Origin of the sequence: Georgenia phoenicis (assembly GCF_047302425.1) — a bacterium.
GTDB lineage: Bacteria > Actinomycetota > Actinomycetes > Actinomycetales > Actinomycetaceae > Oceanitalea.
In genome coordinates this window covers 3,099,092-3,111,139 of sequence record NZ_CP154855.1, presented here as the reverse complement: position 1 = coordinate 3,111,139, position 12,048 = coordinate 3,099,092, and the positions used below count along the sequence as shown (strand labels likewise).

16 protein-coding genes and 2 tRNA genes are annotated in these 12,048 nt (G+C 73.1%); 9 read left to right on the top strand and 9 right to left on the bottom strand.

Going from position 1 to position 12,048, the window contains the following annotated elements:
- Nucleotides 1-109: 109 nt before the first annotated feature.
- From AA0005_RS14810 to rdgB, 3 genes are all read left to right on the top strand, one after another.
- Complete coding sequence (locus AA0005_RS14810) at nt 110-823, top strand: GAP family protein (RefSeq protein ID WP_413450896.1); 714 nt, start codon at nt 110-112, stop codon at nt 821-823.
- 94 nt (nt 824-917) lie between these two features.
- Nucleotides 918-1,682 carry a ribonuclease PH gene (gene rph / locus AA0005_RS14805; protein WP_413450895.1) on the top strand — a complete coding sequence of 255 codons (765 nt, stop codon included), beginning with the start codon at nt 918-920 and terminating at the stop codon, nt 1,680-1,682.
- Nucleotides 1,679-2,308 (top strand): RdgB/HAM1 family non-canonical purine NTP pyrophosphatase, encoded by a 630-nt coding sequence (rdgB, locus tag AA0005_RS14800; protein WP_413450894.1) that lies wholly within the window; start codon nt 1,679-1,681, stop codon nt 2,306-2,308. The genes rph and rdgB overlap by 4 nt, the downstream gene beginning before the upstream one ends.
- 98 nt (nt 2,309-2,406) lie before the next feature.
- Here rdgB and AA0005_RS14795 read toward each other — a convergent pair whose 3' ends face one another.
- From AA0005_RS14795 to AA0005_RS14775, 5 genes are all read right to left on the bottom strand, one after another.
- Nucleotides 2,407-2,841: a DUF3054 domain-containing protein gene (locus tag AA0005_RS14795; RefSeq protein ID WP_413450893.1), complete on the bottom strand. Its 435-nt coding sequence runs from the start codon at nt 2,839-2,841 to the stop codon at nt 2,407-2,409.
- Nucleotides 2,838-3,371, bottom strand: coding sequence for an NUDIX hydrolase family protein (locus tag AA0005_RS14790; RefSeq protein WP_413450892.1), 534 nt, complete (start codon nt 3,369-3,371; stop codon nt 2,838-2,840). Before AA0005_RS14790 ends, AA0005_RS14795 begins: the two co-directional genes overlap by 4 nt.
- 39 nt (nt 3,372-3,410) lie before the next feature.
- Nucleotides 3,411-3,492, bottom strand: a tRNA-Leu gene (locus AA0005_RS14785).
- Between the two features lie 21 nt (nt 3,493-3,513).
- Nucleotides 3,514-3,990, bottom strand: coding sequence for a thioredoxin-dependent thiol peroxidase (gene bcp, locus AA0005_RS14780; protein ID WP_413450891.1), 477 nt, complete (start codon nt 3,988-3,990; stop codon nt 3,514-3,516).
- A gap of 93 nt (nt 3,991-4,083) precedes the next feature.
- Nucleotides 4,084-4,159, bottom strand: a tRNA-Lys gene (locus tag AA0005_RS14775).
- Between the two features lie 138 nt (nt 4,160-4,297).
- Here AA0005_RS14775 and AA0005_RS14770 point away from each other — a divergent pair.
- The 4 genes from AA0005_RS14770 (at nt 4,298) to AA0005_RS14755 (ending at nt 7,545) form a co-directional block, all read left to right on the top strand.
- Nucleotides 4,298-5,212, top strand: a complete 915-nt coding sequence (locus tag AA0005_RS14770; RefSeq protein ID WP_413450890.1) for an ATP-grasp domain-containing protein — start codon at nt 4,298-4,300, stop codon at nt 5,210-5,212.
- Nucleotides 5,213-5,552: 340 nt separating this feature from the next.
- Nucleotides 5,553-6,608 carry a YeeE/YedE family protein gene (locus AA0005_RS14765; RefSeq protein WP_413450889.1) on the top strand — a complete coding sequence of 352 codons (1,056 nt, stop codon included), beginning with the start codon at nt 5,553-5,555 and terminating at the stop codon, nt 6,606-6,608.
- Nucleotides 6,609-6,621: 13 nt separating this feature from the next.
- Complete coding sequence (locus AA0005_RS14760) at nt 6,622-6,846, top strand: sulfurtransferase TusA family protein (protein ID WP_413450888.1); 225 nt, start codon at nt 6,622-6,624, stop codon at nt 6,844-6,846.
- Between the two features lie 123 nt (nt 6,847-6,969).
- On the top strand, nt 6,970-7,545 hold the full coding sequence (locus AA0005_RS14755; RefSeq protein ID WP_413450887.1) for a dihydrofolate reductase family protein: 576 nt from the start codon (nt 6,970-6,972) through the stop codon (nt 7,543-7,545).
- A gap of 1 nt (nt 7,546) precedes the next feature.
- Here AA0005_RS14755 and AA0005_RS14750 read toward each other — a convergent pair whose 3' ends face one another.
- Both AA0005_RS14750 and AA0005_RS14745 read right to left on the bottom strand, forming a co-directional pair.
- The gene (locus AA0005_RS14750; protein WP_413450886.1) at nt 7,547-8,089 is read right to left on the bottom strand and encodes a DUF488 family protein; all 543 of its coding nucleotides are present in this window, start codon (nt 8,087-8,089) and stop codon (nt 7,547-7,549) included.
- A gap of 36 nt (nt 8,090-8,125) precedes the next feature.
- Nucleotides 8,126-8,458, bottom strand: coding sequence for an ArsR/SmtB family transcription factor (locus AA0005_RS14745; protein WP_413450885.1), 333 nt, complete (start codon nt 8,456-8,458; stop codon nt 8,126-8,128).
- Between the two features lie 16 nt (nt 8,459-8,474).
- Here AA0005_RS14745 and AA0005_RS14740 point away from each other — a divergent pair, with 16 nt between their 5' ends.
- On the top strand, nt 8,475-8,948 hold the full coding sequence (locus AA0005_RS14740) for an SRPBCC domain-containing protein (RefSeq protein ID WP_413450884.1): 474 nt from the start codon (nt 8,475-8,477) through the stop codon (nt 8,946-8,948).
- Here AA0005_RS14740 and AA0005_RS14735 read toward each other — a convergent pair.
- Nucleotides 8,939-10,486, bottom strand: a complete 1,548-nt coding sequence (locus tag AA0005_RS14735) for an SDR family oxidoreductase (RefSeq protein ID WP_413450883.1) — start codon at nt 10,484-10,486, stop codon at nt 8,939-8,941. The genes AA0005_RS14740 and AA0005_RS14735 overlap by 10 nt on opposite strands.
- 44 nt (nt 10,487-10,530) lie before the next feature.
- Nucleotides 10,531-10,962, bottom strand: coding sequence for a protein-tyrosine phosphatase family protein (locus tag AA0005_RS14730; protein WP_413450882.1), 432 nt, complete (start codon nt 10,960-10,962; stop codon nt 10,531-10,533).
- Nucleotides 10,963-11,033: 71 nt separating this feature from the next.
- Here AA0005_RS14730 and nadE point away from each other — a divergent pair, with 71 nt between their 5' ends.
- On the top strand, nt 11,034-11,876 hold the full coding sequence (gene nadE / locus AA0005_RS14725) for an ammonia-dependent NAD(+) synthetase (RefSeq protein WP_413450881.1): 843 nt from the start codon (nt 11,034-11,036) through the stop codon (nt 11,874-11,876).
- Nucleotides 11,877-12,048 lie beyond the last annotated feature (172 nt).

Genomic DNA, 12,048 nt, shown 5'->3' with positions numbered 1-12,048 from the left:
AGCACAGCCGCGCCGCCGCCACGGTCCGTCGAAAGATGTACGTGACGGTGCGCCGTCGTCGGTCCGACGGCCGACGACGGCGGGTGCCGGCTCCCGGCACCGTGCTGCCATGACACTTGCGACCGCCGGCACCCTCGCCGTCCTCGCCCTCGTCGACTCGACGAGCTTCGGCACCCTGCTCATCCCGATCTGGTTCCTCCTCACCCCGGGCCGGGTGCGGGTGGGACGGATGCTCGTGTTCCTCGGGACCGTCGCCGGCTTCTATCTACTCGTGGGCCTGGCGCTGGTGGCCGGCGCCGGCGTCCTGCTGGAGAACCTCGACGGGGCGCTGGACAACCCGCTCGTCGTGAGTGTGCAGCTCGTGCTCGGTGTGGGGCTGTTCGCGGCCAGCTACCTCATCGGTCGCAAGCGCCCCGGGGAGGAGAACCGCCCGGGGCGGCTGCTGCGCTGGCGGGAGCGGGCGGTGGGCGCGGAGACGCAGGCGGGCGTCGGGGGCCTGGTGACGCTGGCGCTCACGGCGGCCGTGCTCGAGGTCGCCACGATGCTGCCGTACCTCGCCGCCACGGGGATCATCGGCTCGGCCGGACTGCCGCTGCCCGCCCGCGTGGGAGTGCTGGCGGCGTACTGCCTGGTCATGGTGCTGCCGGCGCTCGTCCTGCTCGTCGGCCGGCTGGCCGCGCGCCGGGCCGTCGAACCGCTGCTCACCCGCATCGCTGGGTGGATGGAGCGCAGCGGCGCCGAGACGACGTCGTGGATCGTCGCGATCGTCGGCGTGGTCATCGCGCTCGACGCGCTCGACCGGATGCAGCACCTCGGCGGCTGACGTCCCGGCCGCGCCGCGGGTGCGTGGGGCGAGGAAGGTCACCTCAGCTGGACGCGCCTCGCCCCGATGGCGGGGGAGTCGTTAGCCTGGCCCGATGACCAACGCGAGCACCATCGTTCCGCGCGCCGACGGCCGCGCCCCCGACGAGCTCCGTGAGGTCCGGTTCACCCGTGGCTGGCTCGACAACGCCGAGGGCAGCGTCCTGGTCGAGTTCGGTGCGACCCGGGTGCTGTGCGCCGCATCCTTCACCGAGGGCGTGCCGCGCTGGCGCAAGGGCTCGGGCCAGGGGTGGGTCACGGCCGAGTACGCGATGCTGCCCCGCTCGACGAACACCCGCAGCGACCGCGAGTCCGTCAAGGGGCGCGTCGGGGGCCGCACCCACGAGATCTCCCGCCTCATCGGCCGCTCGCTGCGCGCGATCATCGACGTGAGCGCGCTGGGCGAGAACACGATCGTCCTCGACTGCGACGTCCTCCAGGCCGACGGCGGCACCCGCACGGCCGCCATCACCGGCGCCTACGTCGCGCTCGCCGACGCCGTCGCCTGGGGCATCGCCCAGGGTGCCATCAAGAAGCGCGCGACGCCGGTGCTCACCGACTCGGTCGCCGCAGTCTCCGTGGGGATCGTCGACGGGCAGCCCGTCCTCGACCTGCCCTACGTCGAGGACGTCGCCGCGGAGACCGACATGAACGTCGTCGTCACCGGCTCCGGTGGCTTCGTCGAGGTGCAGGGTACCGCCGAGCGCAAGCCCTTCGAGCGCCACGAGCTCGACGAGCTGCTCGACCTCGCGGTCACCGGCACCGCCAAGCTCACCGAGCTGCAGCGCACGGCCCTCGCCGCGCCGCTCCCCGGCCGGTGAGCACCACCGCCGCGGGCCCGCGGCTCGTCCTCGCGACGCACAACGCCCACAAGATCGGTGAGCTGCGGGCGATCCTCGCCCCGCTGCTGCCGGACCTCGACCCCGCGTCCGTCGTCGGGGCCGCCGACGTCGGTGCTCCGGAGCCCGTGGAGGACGGCGTCACCTTCGCGGAGAACGCGCTCATCAAGGCGCGGGCGCTGGCCGCCGCCACGGGGCTGCCCGCCGTCGCGGACGACTCGGGCCTCGCCGTCGACGTCCTCGGCGGTGCGCCCGGGATATTCTCCGCCCGCTGGTCCGGCCGGCACGGCGACGACCGCGCCAACCTCGAGCTCCTCCTCGCCCAGCTCTCCGACGTCCCCACCGCGCACCGCGGCGCGCGCTTCGTCTGCGCCGCCGCGCTCGTCACGCCGGGTGGGGAGGAGGTCGTCGAAACGGGGGAGATGCCCGGACGCCTGCTTACCGCACCGCGCGGCAGCGGCGGCTTCGGCTACGACCCGATCCTCCAGCCCGACGGCGAGGAGCGTTCCGCGGCCGAGCTGAGCGCCGAGGAGAAGAACGCGATCTCCCACCGCGGAAAGGCCTTCCGGGCCCTCGCCCCGCACGTCGTCCGCGTCCTCGCCGGCTGACCCCAGACTCCGCGAGTACGCACCTACGGTCACCCGGCGGGCGCCAGAGCGGCGTCCAGATGACCGTAGGTGCGTACTCGGCGAGAAGGGGGCGTGGGTCAGCCGCGGCGACGAATGCGCGTCACCAGCAGCCAGACGGCGCGCCAGCCGAGGAGCAGGGCTCCCAGCACGCCCAACGCCACGAGAACGAAGGGCAGCGCGGTCCCGCCACCCAGCGCGGCACGCAGGCCCATGCCGCCGGCCCAGGTGACGAGCCAGACGACGACGCCGCCGGGCCACAGCCGCAGCGAGCCGTGCTGGACGAGCACGGTGACGAGCAGCCGGGCGACGAGGAAGGGCAGGGCCACCTCGAGGACGTCGGTGACCGAGCGGCCGCCCTCGTGCGCCCCGCGGCCCAGGTAGGCGAAGAGGACGACGCCCGCCATGTCGAGGAGCATCGCCACCCCGCGCTGGCCCCACTGACCCGTGCCGGCGGCGCGGGAGGTGCGGCCGACGTCCAGGCCCTGCGGGCCGGTCCCGGGCTGGATGCTCACGGCAGGCGGCCGACGTGCGCCAGCGCCTGCCGCAGGAGCGTGCTGTGCCCGTCGACGAGCTCGGCCTGCACCTCGGGAAGCAGCGCCTCGCGCGGGGTGAACCAGCCGACCTCGAGGGTGTCCTGCTGTGGCTGGCAGTCGCCGTCGACGGGGACGACGTAGGCAAGCGACACCGCGTGCTGGCGAGGGTCGTGGAAGCCCTGTCCCGGCGTCGGGAAGTACTCACCGACCGTGAAGGGCTGCGGGGAGAGCGGCACGCGCGGCAGGCACAGCGAGCCGAGGTCCTTCTCCAGGTGACGGGTCAGCGCCTCGCGCAGCGTCTCGTGGAAGAGCACCCGGCCCGAGACGAGCGCGCGCTGGAGGCGGCCGTCGGTGGCCCGGAGGAGGAGACCCACCTGCTGCACCTGGCCGGTGGCGTCCACGCGCACGGGCAGCACGTCGACGTAGAGCATCGGGACCTGGCGGCGGACCTTGTCCAGGTCCTCCGGCGGCAGCCAGGGGGTGATGTCGTCCGAGGCCAGTCCGCTCATGGTGCTTCTCTCTCGTGTCGTGCGTCGGTGCCTGCGTCGTGCGCGAGGCGGGACTCGAACCCGCACGTCCGAGGACACCAGGACCTAAACCTGGCGCGGCTGCCAGTTACGCCACTCGCGCGCGGGACCAGCCTACGGGGTCTCAGTCGACGCCCAGGTCCTTGCGCAGTCGGGCGACGTGGCCGGTGGCCTTGACGTTGTACTTGGCCAGCGTGACCGCACCCTCGGTGTCGACGACGACGGTCGAGCGGATGAGACCGGTGTAGGTGCGCCCGTAGTTCTTCTTCTCGCCCCACGCGCCCCACGCCTCGATGACCTCGTGCTCGGGGTCGGACGCCAGCGGGAAGGTGAGCGACTCGGCCTCGGCGAAACGCGCCAGCTTCTCCGGCCCGTCGGGCGAGACGCCGACGACGGCGTAGCCCTTGCCCTGGAGGGCGGCGAGGCTGTCGCGGAAGTCGCAGGCCTCAGTGGTGCACCCGGGCGTGGAGGCGGCCGGGTAGAAGTAGACGACGACGCCCTTGTCGGCCGAGGCGCGCAGCTCGGCGAGGCTCACCGTGGAGCCGTCCGCGGTGGGCAGGGTGAAGTCGGGGGCGGTGTCGCCGGGGGAGAGCTGGGGCACGGAGTCCTCCGTCGTCGTCGTGGGCGGTCCCTCCCAGCATCGCACGGCCCCAGCAACGCGAAAGGCCGCCTCCCGGGGGAGACGGCCTTCGGCTGGTGCGCCATCTAGGACTCGAACCTAGAACCCACTGATTAAGAGTCAGTTGCTCTGCCAATTGAGCTAATGGCGCTTGCGGTTGCACTTGCGGCAGTCCCAAACGTTACCACCGCCGTCGGGCCGAAAGCACACCAGAGGGCCAGTCGTGACGAGTGTCACCGACCGTCGTGTGTGAGCCGCGCCATTCCGCGGTTTCGGATAGGTTGAGCGCGTGTCGAAGCCTCGTGTCACTCTCGCGACCTGCCTGGACCACCCCGAGCTGGACTCGGGTGAGGAGGGGCTGCCCGACGCGCTCGCGGAGCGGGGCATCGATCCGCACGTCGCCGCCTGGGACGACGAGTCGGTCGACTGGTCGCAGGCCGGGATCGTCGTGCTGCGCGCGGTCCACAACTACGCGCAGCGGCGCCATGACTTCCTCGCGTGGACGCGGGGCATCCGCAAGCTCCTCAACAGTGCGGACACGGTCGAGTGGAACACCGACAAGCACTACCTCCAGGAGCTGGGCCGGCGCGGCATGCCGACGATCGACACCGTGTGGCTCGAGCCGGAGAAGGACCTGTCCAAGCACCAGGTGCACACCCGCTTCCCCTCGCTGGGCGACTTCGTCGTCAAGCCGGCCATCTCCTCCGGCTCCCGCGACACCGGCCGGTACACCGCCCGCGACGCGATGTCGCGCATGGACGCCATCCAGCACGCCTACGGCCTGCTCCAGGAGGGCCGTGCGGTCATGGTCCAGCGCTACGTCCAGTCGGTCGACGAGCGTGGCGAGACCGCGCTGATCTACCTCAACGGCGTGCTGTCGCACACCGTGGAGAAGGAGCCGATGCTTCTCGGGCCGCTCGCCTCGGCCGAGGAGGTCGCCGAGGAGGTCGCCACCGCGCGCGAGGCCACCGAGGCCGAGCTGCGGGTGGGGGAGCAGGCGCGCGCCGCGATCCACGGCTACATCAAGTCCCGGATGGGCCGCGACGCGCAGCTGCTGTTCAGCCGTATCGACATGGTCGAGGGCGACAACGGCGAGCCCTGCATCATGGAGGTCTCGCTCGTGGACGCCTCCCTCTACCTCGGTGCCGCCGACGGCGCCCTGGACGGCTTCGCGGACGCCATCGCCTCCCGCGCCTTCTGGTGACCGGCGGTCGCCGACCCCAGGCGCCCGTCTCACCTGCCGGACGCGGTTCGACCCGCCGGCACACACGCTCCTAGCGTCGCCGCCAGGTCGCAGGACCTGACAAGGGGGAACCACCATGCTCAGCCAGACGTACCAGCCGCCGCGCACCGCTGCCCGCCGCCTGTGTACCGGCGAGTGTCGGTGATCCCGCTCGCCTGACCGGCTCGAGCCCCGACCCCGGCGGTGCGCCGGCCCGTCCGCACCTTCGCCACCCCTCGGCGCGCCCTCTTCGGCGCGCCCTGCCCGCGCGCGCCGCCGCGCCGGGCCCGTGCCACCCCATACCCAGAAGGACAACCCACCCATGGTCCTCACCGGACTTGTCGTCGGCGGAGCCCTCGGCTTCGCCATGCAGCGGGGACGCTTCTGCGTCACCGGCGCCTTCCGCGACGTGTGGATCGGGCGCAACACGCGCTGGATCACCGCGTTCCTCATCGTCATCGCCGTCCAGAGCGTCGGCGTCTTCGCCCTCGACGCCCTCGGCGTCATCCAGCTCAGCTCCGGCGAGCTCGCCCCCGTCGCGACCATCGTCGGCGCCTTCATCTTCGGCTTCGCCATCGTCCTCGCCGGCGGCTGCGCCACCGGCACCTTCTACCGCTCCGGCGAGGGACTCATCGGCTCCTGGTTCGCGCTCATCTTCTACGCCGGGTCCGCCGCGGCGATGAAGTACGGCGTCTTCGCCGACCTCACCACCGCCGCCCGCGCCCGGACGGTGGGCCTCACCTCGATCCACGAGACGCTCGGGATCTCCCCGTGGTGGCTCGTCGGCGGCCTCGTCCTCGCCGTCGGCTACGCGGCCACCCGCCACCTCGCCGCCGAGCCCAAGCTCGCCGCCCTGCCGGCCCGCCGCACCGGCCTGGCCCACCTCCTGCTCGAGAAGCCGTGGCACGCCTTCGCCACCGCCGTCGTCATCGGGGTCATCGCGATCGTCGCGTGGCCGCTGAGCACCGCCGCGGGCCGCCCCGCCGGCCTCGGCATCACGACGCCGTCGGCCAACACAGTGGCCTTCCTCGTCACCGGCGACGTCGAGCTCGTCGACTGGGGCGTCTTCCTCGTCCTCGGCATCCTCGTCGGCGCCTTCATCGCCGCCAAGGCCTCCGGGGAGTTCCGCCTGCGCGTCCCCGACGCCACGACGATGGTCCGCTCCATCACCGGCGGCACCCTCATGGGCGTCGGCGCCGCGCTCGCGGGCGGCTGCACCATCGGCAACGCCATGGTCAACACCGCCCAGTTCTCCTACCAGGGCTGGCTGTCCTTCGCGTTCATGGTGCTCGGCACCGGCGCCGCCACCCACGTCTTCATCCTGCGCCACCGCCCGACGGCGCAGCGCACCCCCGCCCCGTCCCTCGTGGACGCCTGAGAAAGGAACCACCGTGCCCCTCACGCTCCAGACTTCCGGACAGGTCTGCCCCTTCCCGCTCGTCGAGGCCAAGGACGCCATCGCGTCCCTGCCCGACGGCGACTACCTCACCATCAACTTCGACTGCACCCAGGCCACCGACGCCATCCCGCGCTGGGCCGCCTCAGAGGGCTACCCGGTGACCGACTACCGCCGCATCGGTGACGCGGAGTGGTCGATCACCGTCCAGAAGAAGTAGCCGCGGAGCGAGGACGACGACGGCGGGTGCGTCCCGCCGTCGTCGTCCTCGCGTATTCCGTGGCCGGCGCGGGCCGCGGCAGGGAAGGATGGCGCGCGGACCGCACCCGACGAAGGAGACCCCGTGCGCCGACTGACCTACTACATCGCCGCCTCGCTCGACGGCCGGATCGCCGGCCCGGAGGACGAGGTCGACTTCTACCCGCAGCCCCAGGAGTACTCCGCATGGATGCTGGAGGAGTACCCCGACACGATCCCGAGCCACGGCCGCGCGTACCTTGGCATCGCCGACCGCCCGAACAAGCACTTCGACACCGTCGTCATGGGCAGGCGCACCTACGAGCCGGGTCTGCGCGAGGGCGTCACCAGCCCGTACGCGCACCTGCGCCAGTACGTCGTCTCGACGACGCAGGAGGAGCTGGACCCGGACGTCACCATCGTGCGGGACGACCCCGTCGCCCTCGTGCGCCGGCTCAAGGCCGAGGACTCCCCGCTCGACATCTACCTCGCGGGCGGGGCGCGGCTGGCCGGGGCGCTGCTCGCGGAGATCGACCGCTTCATCGTCAAGCTCTACCCCGTCGTCGCCGGCTCGGGGCGCCCGATGCTCGAGGGCGCCGGCTTCGCGCCCGGCGAGCTCGACCTGACGGACGTGCGGACCTTCGACGGCGGGAACGTCGTCCTCACCTACGACCGGCGGTAGCTCACCCGGCCGGCTCCCCGTCCCAGACGACGACGCCGTCGCCCACCCGGGCGCCGGCCGAGGGCTCGTGGATCCGCACCTCGCCGTCGTGCATGAGGTGGTGGACGGGCAGGTCGTGGAGGAGCGTGGCGACGTCGGCGACGAGCCGGCGGTGGCAGCGCCACCACACCGCCTCGGAGCACATGACCGCGACCCGTGCGTCGCCGCGGGCCTCCTCAACGACCTCGGCGAGCGCGGCCGTGAACTCCTCGGTGCGGGTATAGCCCGCGTAGGCGCGGAAGGCGTCGACCTGCCACCACGTGTCCGGTGAGGCGGCGTCCTCGGCCTTGCGCAGGTGGCGCCGCCCGCCCAGGCGCTGCTCCCAGCGGTAGGCGACGCCGGCCTCGGGCAGCCACTGTGCGAGGGCGTCGCTGGCGACGTCGGGGTTGCGCCTGCTGCCGGGGAAGCGGCGGATGTCGACGACGAGCGCCACCCGGCGGCCGGTGAGGAGGGCGGCGAGCCCCGCGCGGTCGAGCGCGCCGTGACCGACGGTGAGCAGAGGCATCGAGCCATTGTCGGCCGCGGGCGCGGGGCTCGCAGGTCAGCCGCGGTCGAGGTCCTCGAGCAGTGCGACGGCGGCGCGCGCGTACGCCCCGATCCACCGGTCGTGGATGCGCTTGATGGGGAGCGGGGCGAGGGACAGGTGGCGCTCGCGGCCGACCTTGCGCCCGGTGACGAGCTCGGCGCGCTCGAGCACGCGCAGGTGTTGGAGGACCGTCGTGCGGTCCAGCTCGGGGAACTGCGCGGCAACGTCGCCCGTCGTGCGGGGCCGCTCCTTGAGCAGGTCGAGGATGCGCCGCCGGGTGGGGGAGGCGAGCGCCTTGAAGACGCGGTCGTCGTCCTCGTCGGACCCGTTGACCTCAGCACCAGACACGTTGTAAAAATATCACATGAACGCCACCGAGCTGACAGAGCTGTCCTTCACCGTGTCGGGCCGCGTCTCGCGGCCGGTCGCCGAGGTCTACGAGGCCATCGCCGACCCAGCCCAGCTGTCGAGGTACTTCACCACCGGAGGCGCCCGCGGCCGCCTCACCGCCGGCGCCGAGGTGATCTGGGAGTTCGCCGACTTCCCCGGCCCCTTCCCCGTCCGCGTCCTCGAGGCAGACCCACCCGGCCGCATCGTCATCGAGTGGGACGGGGAGGCGACGACGAGCGAGCGCGGCGTCACCCGCACGACCTTCGAGCTCGAACCGGTCGACGACGGCGCCCGCACCCTCGTCACCATCACCGAGTCCTCGTGGCGGGCGACCCCGGACGGCGCCCGCAGCGCCTTCGGCAACTGCGAGGGGTGGACGAGCATGCTGGGCGCGCTCAAGGCGTGGGTCGAGCACGGCATCAACCTGCGCGAGGGCTTCTACCGCTGAGGTGACGCGCCGCTCACCGGGTGCCGTTCCGCCTCGTGGAGGATGTTGCGGGCCATCGTGGGGAAGATCAGGGCGTGGAAGGGCAGCACCGCCAGCCAGTACAGCCGCCCGATGATGCCGCGGGGGAAGAAGATGGCGCGCTGGCGGTAGCGGGAGCCGCCGCCGGGCAGTGCGTCGACGGACAGCTCGAGCCAGGCGCGCCCCGAGGAGCGCATCTCGGCGCGCAGCGTGAGCCGCTCTCCGGGCTCCACCGACTCCACCCGCCAGAAGTCGACGTGGTCCCCGACCTGCAGCCGGTGCGGGTGGCGCCGTCCCCGCGCCATGCCCGGACCGCCGACGAGCTTGTCGAGGAACCCGCGCAGCCGCCACAGGACGGCGGGGGAGTACCAGCCGTTCTCCCCGCCGATGCCCTGGACCACCCGCCACACCGAGTCCGGGGCGGCCCGGCCCTCGCGCTCGCGGACGTCGGTGTACACGGTGTGCCCGGCCCACTCCGGGTCCGAGGGCAGCGGGTCGGCGGGGCCGGCGGAGGCGGTGACGTCGTCGTCCCAGCTGGCCGTCACCCGCCCGGAGACCTGCCGCTCGATCGCCAGCCGGCACGCGTCGGGGTACTGCGTGAGCCCACCGGGAGGGTCGGGGATGACGGTGGCGATCTCGTGGTCCGCGGCGACGGCGTCCTCGGCCATGGACGCGGCCAGCGGCATCGCCAGCCCGCGCGGGATCGGCGTCGTCATCCCGATCCAGAAGCCGGACAGCCGCGGCGCGGGGATGGGCAGTGCCCAGATCCGGCGCGGGCGCAGCCCCGCCACCCGTGCGTAGCCGGAGAGCAGGTCCTTGAAGGGCTGCGGCCGTCCGGAGCCGACGTCGTAGGTGCCGTTGACGGGGTCGGTGAGCGCGCTCGCGTGGGCGAGGTAGTACAGGACGTCGCGGATCGCGATCGGCTCGACGAGGTTGTCGAGCCAGCGCGGCCCGGGCATGACGGGCAGCCGCTCGGTGAGGTGGCGGATCATCTCGAAGGACGCCGAGCCGGAGCCGATGACGATGCCGGCCCGCAGCACGAGCGTGGGGACGGCGGACTCGAGGAGGATGCGGCCCACCTGCTCCCGGGAGCGCATGTGGTCCGACAGCTCCTCGAGCGGCTTGTCGGGGTGCAGTCCGCCGAGGTAGACGATCTGCTCCACGCCCTGCGCCTCCGCCGCCTCCGCCACCGTGCGGGCGATCTGCGCCTCCCGCTCGACGAAGTCGCCGCCGCCGCCCATCGAGTGGACGAGGTAGAGGACGGTGTGGACGTCGGCCATCGCGGCGCGCACCTGGTCGCCGTCCTCGAGGTCGGCGGCGACGAGCTCGACGTCGCCGGCCCACGGCCGGTCCTCGAGCTTGCGCGGGTCGCGTGCCCCCGCCCGGACGGCGAAGCCGGCGGCGACGAGCTCGGGCACGAGGCGCCCGCCGACGTAGCCGCTGGCACCGGTGACGAGGACACGCCGGCCCGCGCCCTCGGGCAGGGCCAGGTCGAGCGGGGACGTCGGGCGCGAGCTCATCCGCCCACGCTAGAGCGGGGGCGCTCCGGACACCTGTCGAGCGGTCACCCGTGCAGGTGCTGTGCCGCGGTGCCGACCCAGCGCCGCTGCTGCCGCGTCTCGACCGCCCGCGGGTGGTAGCGCAAGCGCACCCAGGCGACGGCGTCCTCGGTCGGCACCCCGCCCATGACGGCGAGCAGCGCCAGCGCCGCGCCCGTCCGGCCGACCCCGCCCCCGCAGGCGATCTCCACCCTCTCGGTCGCGGCGCGGGCGTAGGCCTCCGTGAGTGCGTCGACCGCGTCAGGTGTCGAGTCCGGGAGCCGGAAGTCGCGCCAGCGCACCCACCGGTAGTCCCGCCCCTCGACCCGGGGCTCGCGGCCGAGGAGGTAGACGGCGAAGTCCGGGACGTCAGAGTGCGGGCGGCGCACGCCACCACCCCGGACGCGGCGCCCGTCCGGCAGCTCGACGACCCCGGGCCCGGGGTCCCAGCCGGTCATGCGCAGAGCCTAGTGCGCCCCACCAGGGCCTATGTGATGACGACGTAACACGGCGCCAGTACATTCGCGGAATGGACACCCAGCTGCAGTCGGAGATCATCACCGCGCTCGAGGTCGTCGACCCCGACACCTTCGACGCCGCCGCCGAGGCGGAGCGTCGCATCGAGTTCCTCGCCCGCTACCTCCAGGACACCGGGGCCAAGGGTCTCGTGCTGGGGATCAGCGGCGGCGTCGACTCGACGGTCGCCGGGCGCCTGTGCCAGCTCGCTTGCGAGCGGGTGCGGGAGGCCGGCGGTGAGGCCACGTTCGTCGCCGTCCGCCTGCCCTACCGGGTGCAGAAGGACGAGCACGACGCCGTCGCCGCGATCGAGTTCATCGGCGCCGACATGGTCGAGACGATCGACATCGGCCCCGCGACCGACGCCCTGTGGGACCAGGTGCTCGCCTCGCGCACGCCGGTGACCGACGCCCGAGACGACTACCACAAGGGCAACGTCAAGGCCCGCCTGCGCATGGTCAGCCAGTACGCCATCGCCGGCGCTCGCGGGATGCTCGTCGTCGGCACCGACCAGGCGGCCGAGGCGTGCGTCGGCTTCTACACGAAGCACGGCGACGGCGCCGCGGACCTCACCCCGCTCTTCGGCCTTCCCAAGCGCCGGGTGCGCGACATCGGCCGCCACCTCGGCACGCCCGACGATCTCGTCAACAAGATCCCGACGGCGGACCTCGAGTCCGACAAGCCGCTGCTGGCCGACGAGGAGGCGCTCGGCGTGCGCTACGACGCGGTCGACGACTACCTCGAGGGCCGCGAGGTCTCCGCCGAGGACGAGGCGACGATCGTCGGCTGGTACCGCCGCACGGGCCACAAGCGCGCCCTGCCGGTCACCCCCGACGGCTACCTCGGCCGCCCCTGACGCAGTAACAACTCCGCTCTCGGCGACAGAACGCTGTCGCCGAGAGCGGAGTTGTTCCGGGGACGGCCTTGCGTGCCACAAAGGCGCCACGTCCGGGCGCCGATCAGGCCTGGGGCCTTGACGTCGGCGGCCGGTCGGCGGTCCTGGCGCCCGCTTGTGGCACCCTCCCCGC

Coding starts and splice junctions, on each gene's coding strand:
- AA0005_RS14810 (WP_413450896.1), top strand. CDS start 110: ATGACACTTGCGACCGCCGGCACCCTCGCCGTCCTCGCCCTCGTCGAC.
- rph (WP_413450895.1), top strand. CDS start 918: ATGACCAACGCGAGCACCATCGTTCCGCGCGCCGACGGCCGCGCCCCC.
- AA0005_RS14790 (WP_413450892.1), bottom strand. CDS start 3,371: ATGAGCGGACTGGCCTCGGACGACATCACCCCCTGGCTGCCGCCGGAG.
- AA0005_RS14765 (WP_413450889.1), top strand. CDS start 5,553: ATGGTCCTCACCGGACTTGTCGTCGGCGGAGCCCTCGGCTTCGCCATG.
- AA0005_RS14750 (WP_413450886.1), bottom strand. CDS start 8,089: ATGCCTCTGCTCACCGTCGGTCACGGCGCGCTCGACCGCGCGGGGCTC.
- AA0005_RS14740 (WP_413450884.1), top strand. CDS start 8,475: ATGAACGCCACCGAGCTGACAGAGCTGTCCTTCACCGTGTCGGGCCGC.
- AA0005_RS14735 (WP_413450883.1), bottom strand. CDS start 10,486: ATGAGCTCGCGCCCGACGTCCCCGCTCGACCTGGCCCTGCCCGAGGGC.
- AA0005_RS14730 (WP_413450882.1), bottom strand. CDS start 10,962: ATGACCGGCTGGGACCCCGGGCCCGGGGTCGTCGAGCTGCCGGACGGG.
- nadE (WP_413450881.1), top strand. CDS start 11,034: ATGGACACCCAGCTGCAGTCGGAGATCATCACCGCGCTCGAGGTCGTC.